Annotated in this window: 5 protein-coding genes; all 5 read left to right on the plus strand. The window is 69.2% G+C overall.

All coding sequences use genetic code 11. The annotated features are described in order from the left end of the window. The first annotated feature begins 69 nt into the window (after positions 1-69). Positions 70-1,116 carry an L-threonine 3-dehydrogenase gene (gene tdh / locus AC1DBQ_RS20905; RefSeq protein WP_476930335.1) on the plus strand — a complete coding sequence of 349 codons (1,047 nt, stop codon included), beginning with the start codon at positions 70-72 and terminating at the stop codon, positions 1,114-1,116. A gap of 86 nt (positions 1,117-1,202) precedes the next feature. Next, positions 1,203-2,411, plus strand: a complete 1,209-nt coding sequence (locus tag AC1DBQ_RS20910; protein ID WP_476930336.1) for a glycine C-acetyltransferase — start codon at positions 1,203-1,205, stop codon at positions 2,409-2,411. A gap of 99 nt (positions 2,412-2,510) precedes the next feature. Continuing rightward, on the plus strand, positions 2,511-3,632 hold the full coding sequence (locus tag AC1DBQ_RS20915; protein WP_476930337.1) for an NAD(P)/FAD-dependent oxidoreductase: 1,122 nt from the start codon (positions 2,511-2,513) through the stop codon (positions 3,630-3,632). A gap of 11 nt (positions 3,633-3,643) precedes the next feature. Continuing rightward, complete coding sequence (locus tag AC1DBQ_RS20920; protein WP_476930338.1) at positions 3,644-4,885, plus strand: amidohydrolase family protein; 1,242 nt, start codon at positions 3,644-3,646, stop codon at positions 4,883-4,885. A 54-nt stretch (positions 4,886-4,939) separates the two neighbouring features. After that, the coding region (locus tag AC1DBQ_RS20925; RefSeq protein WP_476930339.1) for an AMP-binding protein at positions 4,940-5,884 on the plus strand (945 nt) is incomplete at its 3' end.

Below are 5,884 nucleotides of genomic sequence, written 5' to 3' on the forward strand. Positions count from 1 at the left end.
CCCGTGCCGCACGGCGGAATAGACCGGGCGGGGCACTACACGCGGAGCAAAACACAGTTAGGAAAGTCCATGAAGGCTCTCTACAAGGCCGGTGCCCACGCAGGATTCGAACTCGTCGACCGMCCGGAGCCCGAGGCCGGCCCGGGTGACGTCAAGATCCGGGTCAYGACCACCGGCATCTGCGGCACGGACCTGCACATCCAGTCCTGGGACGCCTGGGCGCAGGGCATCATCAACGCCCCGCTGATCGCCGGCCACGAGTTCTACGGCGAGGTCGTGGAGATCGGCGAGGACGTCCTGGACGTCAAAGTGGGGGACCGGGTCTCCGGCGAGGGCCACATCGTGTGCGGCATCTGCCGCAACTGCCGCGCCGGCCGCAAGCAGATGTGCATCAACACCGTCAGCGTCGGCGTCCAGCGCGACGGCGCCTTCGCCGAGTACGTGGTGATCCCCGAGACCAACGTCTGGGTCCACCAGGATCCCTCCGTCACCCCGGAACTGGGCGCCATCTTCGACCCCTTCGGCAACGCCGTCCACACCGCCCTGAGCTTCCCGCTGGTCGGCGAGGACGTCCTGATCACCGGCGCCGGGCCCATCGGGCTCATGGCCATCGCCGTCGCCCGGCATGCCGGCGCCCGCAAGATCGCCATCACCGACGTCTCCGCTCCCCGGCTGGAACTGGCCCGGAAGCTCGGCGTCGACCTCGCGATCGACGTCTCGAAAATGCGGGTCAAGGACGCCCAGCGCGAACTCGGGATGCGCGAAGGCTTTGACATCGGCATGGAAATGTCGGGACACCCCACCGCGCTGCCTGAGATGATCGACAACATGAACCACGGCGGCAGGATCGCAATGCTGGGACTGCCCAGCCAGTCCATCGACATCGACTGGGGCAAGGTGGTCACGCACATGCTGACCATKAAGGGCATCTACGGCCGCGAAATGTTCGAGACCTGGTACGCGATGAGCGCCATGCTCTCCTCCAACCCGGTCCTGCACGCCAACATTTCCGCCGTCGTCACCGACTCACTGCCCGCCACCGACTGGGAAAAAGGCTTCGAGGTTGCCCGCGCCGGCGTCGGGGGCAAAGTGGTCCTCGACTGGACCGTCTTCTAGGCCGCCCTCTCCAGCCCGCCGCTTCCAGGCGCCCTTTTCCGAACCAGCATTTCGCCCCCGCATCCAACCAGCTGAGGAGCCAACCCATGTATTCGACCATCAAGGACCAGCTGCAGCACGAACTCGACGAGATCCGCAGCGCCGGACTGTTCAAGACCGAGCGGCACATCGACTCGCCGCAKGCCAACCACATCAAGGCCGGGCAGATCGGGGAGTCCAGCGCGGACGTCCTGAACTTCTGCGCCAACAACTACCTCGGCCTCGCGGACCACCCGGAGATCATCGCCGCCGCCAAGGCCGCGATGGACGAGCGCGGCTTCGGCATGGCCAGCGTCCGCTTCATCTGCGGCACCCAGGACCTGCACCTGGCCCTGGAAAAACGCGTCTCGACGTTCCTCGGCACCGAGGACACCATCCTGTTCTCCAGCTGCTTCGACGCCAACGGCGGCGTMTTCGAATCCCTCTTCGGCCCGGAGGACGCCGTCATCTCCGACGCACTKAACCACGCATCCATCATCGATGGCATCCGGCTTTGCAAGGCCCAGCGCTTCCGCTACGCCAACCAGGACATGGMGGACCTCGAATCGAAGCTGATCGAGGCCACCACGCAGGAGAACCCGGCCCGCCGCAAGATCATCGTCACGGACGGCGTCTTCTCGATGGACGGCTTCCTGGCCCCGCTCGAAGCGATCTGCGACCTCGCCGAAAAGTACGACGCCATGGTCATGGTGGACGACTCCCACGCGGTGGGCTTCATGGGCGCCTCCGGTGCGGGCACCCCCGAACACGCCGGCGTCTCGGACCGCGTGGACATCTACACGGGAACTTTCGGCAAAGCCCTCGGCGGCGCCTCCGGCGGCTACGTCTCCGGGCGCCGCGAGGTCATCGCCATGCTCCGCCAGAAGGCCCGCCCTTACCTGTTCTCCAACTCGCTGGCCCCGGCCATCGTCGCGGCCACGCTCAAGGCACTGGACCTCGTGGAGAACTCCGGTGAACTGCGCACCAAGCTCTTCGCCAACGCGGAACTGTTCCGCAACCGCATKAGCGAGGAAGGCTTCGAACTTCTCCCCGGTGAACACGCGATTGTTCCGGTTATGTTCGGCGACGCCGTCATGGCGGCCAAGGTGGCCGACGCTATGCTCCACAACGGCGTCTTCGTCACGGCATTCAGCTACCCTGTGGTGCCCAAGGGCGCGGCCCGCATCCGCGTCCAGCTCTCCGCCGCGCACAGCGCCGAAGACGTCGAGGCCTGCGTTCAGGCGTTCGTCCGGAGCCGGGCCGCCGTCGCGGCCTAGAAAACGGGCTGCGGGGTGCGGCGCCTCTKACTGCGCCGCACCCCGTGCCGTAACCCGAGTCTCTCCCCGTGCCGCGGCTCCGTCTGCAAGGATGGGACCATGTCAGCAACTTACGATGTCGTGATTGTCGGCGGAGGCATCGCCGGCCTGTCCCTTGCCTCCGCCCTGGCCGGGCACTGCAGCGTGGCCCTGGTCGAGGCCGAGCAGACCCTGGCGTACCACACTTCGGCCCGCTCGGCCCGGCAGCTGATCCCCAGCTACGGCCCGCCCGTCGTCCAGGAACTCACGGTCCGGACGCTGGAGCTCATCGCCGCCGGCGACACCGAACGCCCGGCAGCGGTGCTCACGCCGCGCGGCTTCATGCTGATCGGCGATGACGCCACCGTCCGGGCCAAAGCCAGCGGCCACATGCACCGGATCACCCACGCCGAGGCGCTGGAACTGTGCCCTGTCCTGGTCCCGGAATCCTTCAGCGCCGCCGGCCTGGACACCGGATCCTTCGCCTGCAACGCCCCGATACTGCTCGAGGACCACCGGCGGCGGGCCGAAGCCGGCGGCGTGGACATCATCACCGGGGCCAGGGTCCATTCGGCGCAGCGCCTGGGCACCGGCTKGGAACTCGGCGCCGGACAGGAAGGCTTCGAGGCCGCCGTCGTGGTCAATGCGGCCGGCGCCTGGGCGGACGAGCTCGCGGTCCTCAGCGGCGTCGAGAAGCTCGGCCTCCAGCCGTACCGCCGCACCGCCGCGATCGTCGACGTCGGGCATCCCCTCCCGGCAACCTGCCCCATGGTGGCGGCGGCCGATGACAGCTTCTATTTCCGGCCCGACGACGGACAGGTCCTGATCTCGCCCGCGGAACACGTCCCCAGCGGAGCCGAAGACGCCCGGCCCTACCCTGGCGACATCGAAGGTCTCGTCGCCCGGCTCAACACGATCACGACGCTCGGGATCCGCGGCGTCAGCAAAGCCTGGACCGGTCTGCGGACCGAAGCCGCGGACGGTGTCCCGGTGGTGGGATTCGACGCCGAGGCCACCGGATTCTTCTGGCTCGCCGGCCAGGGCGGCTACGGCTTCCAGACGTCCTCGGCCATCGCGGAACTGGCCGCCGGGCTGATCCTGGCCGGGCAGGGTGCGGCCCCTTCCGGCACGGCCGCGGAGGCCAGTCCGGCATCCCGGACAGCGGAGGCGCTGGCCGCGACCCGCTGGTCCATCCGGCGCTGAAGAATGGATCCATGAGCACCCTGATCACCAACATCGCCGAACTCATGACCCAGGACGCGGAACACCGCGTCCTCCGCGACGCGGCGGTGGTGATCGAGGGGGAGCGGATATCCTGGCTGGGTCCMGCGGCCGGCGCACCGGCGGCGGATGAAGCCGTGGACGCCGGCGGCCGGGCGCTCCTGCCGGGCTGGGTCGATTCCCACACCCACCTGATTTTCGCGGGGGACCGCACGGCCGAGTTCGAGGCCCGGATGGCCGGGGAGAGCTACAGTGCCGGCKGGATCGCCGTGACCACCGGCGCCACCCGGAGCACGAGCGACTTCGAGCTCACCCGGCTGGCGATGGGCCGCATCGCGGAAGCCGTCTCTCAGGGCACCACCTACCTCGAGACCAAAACGGGCTACGGCCTGGACGTCGAGAACGAGGCCCGCAGCGCCCGGATCGCCTCCACGGTCGCGGACGAGGTCACCTACCTCGGAGCGCACCTTGTGCCCGCCGGCATGGACGCCGAGGACTACACGGAGCTGGTCTGCGGGCCGATGCTCGCCGCGGTTCTGCCCTACGTACGCTGGGCCGATGTGTTTTGCGAGCAGGGCGCCTTCAACGAGGACCAGTCCCGCCGGGTGCTGCAGGCMTGCAAGGACGCCGGGCTGGGACTGCGGGTCCACGGCAACCAGCTTGGCGAAGGCCCGGGTGTCCGGCTGGCCGTGGAATTCGGCGCCGCGAGCGTGGACCACGTGAACTACCTTTCGGCCGCGGACATMGACGCCCTCGCCGGCAGCTGGTCCGGCTGGGAGGACGCCAGCGGCACCCGTTCTCCGGTCGCCGGCGCTCGGGGGACGGGACAGCGTGGCACCGTCGCGACGTGCCTGCCGGCCTGCGATCTTTCCACCCGGCAGCCGCTGGCCCCCGGAAGGGAACTGCTCGACGCCGGCGTGCAGCTCGCGTTGGCCTCCAACTGCAACCCAGGCACGTCCTACACGAGCTCGATGGCGTTCTGTGTCACCACTGCCGTGCTGCAGATGCGGCTCAGCGTCCACKAGGCGGTGCGCGCGGCAACCTACGGCGGAGCGCTGGCCCTGGGGCGGGAGTCCGGGAACGACGTCGACGGCGAACGCGCCGTGGGCTCGATCKCCGTCGGACACCGGGCGGACCTGCACCTGCTCAACGCGCCCTCGGCCACGCACCTKGCCTACCGGCCCGGCATTCCGCTCACCCGGGCCGTGTGGCGGGCGGGCGTACGCGCCCGGTGACTCTGGTTTCGACCGAATGCTTTCGACCCTGTCGGCTTACCCCAGGAGGTAACTGTGGCAAGGCTGTTGGAGGAACTGGGCTTCGCTCTCGATCAGCTGTGGGCCCAGGGCCAGGGGCCGGCCGGCCTGGCCCGGCGCCGGGACGCCCGGCTGGCGGCGATCGTCGCTCACGCCCGGATCAGTTCGCCCTTCTACCGGCGCCTCTACCGGGACGTGAAGGGCGCCCTGGCCGCCGACGGCGTCGTCCTGCCGGAGCTGCCACCGGTCACCAAACAGGAGCTCATGGCMAACTTCGATGACTGGGTCACCGATCCCGCCGTCACCCGGGCCGGAGTCGAGGCCTTCATCGCCGACCCGTCCTTGGTCGGAACGCCATACCTGGACCGGTATTTCGTCTGCACAACGTCGGGCACCACCGGGCACCCCGGTATCTTCGTGCACGATCCCCGTTCCCTCGCAGTCTCCCAGGCCTTCACTCTGCGCATCGACCTGGCCTGGCTGTCGCCCGCGGAGCTGCTGGCTATGGGCCGCCGCGGGTTGCGCTGGGCGGCAGTTGTGGGCACTGGCGGACACTACGCGGGGGCAGGTTGGGTGCAATGGCAGGGCCGGCGCAGTTGGTGGCGCCGGCGCGCGTTMCGGGCTTTTCCGGTGCAACAGCCGCTGGCGCGGCTCGTGGCAGCCCTCAATGACTTCGACCCCTCAGCTGTCACCGGCTATCCGAGTGCCCTCGCGCTGCTCGCCGAGGAGCAAGCAGCCGGCCGGCTCCACCTGAAACCCGTGGTGGTGGAGTTGGCAGGCGAGTCCAGCGGGCCGGACGTGCGGGCCCGCATCGTGGCGGCGTTCGGGGGCGCCCTCCACGATGCCTACGCGGCCTCCGAGTTCACACCGCTGGCGTTTGACTGCCCCCGCGGCTGGCTGCACGTCAACAGCGACTGGGCCATCCTGGAGCCGGTCGACGCGGACTACCGGCCTACTCCCCCGGGGAGCCGTCCCACACCG

This window comes from Arthrobacter sp. 10T413_2, assembly GCF_056394205.1.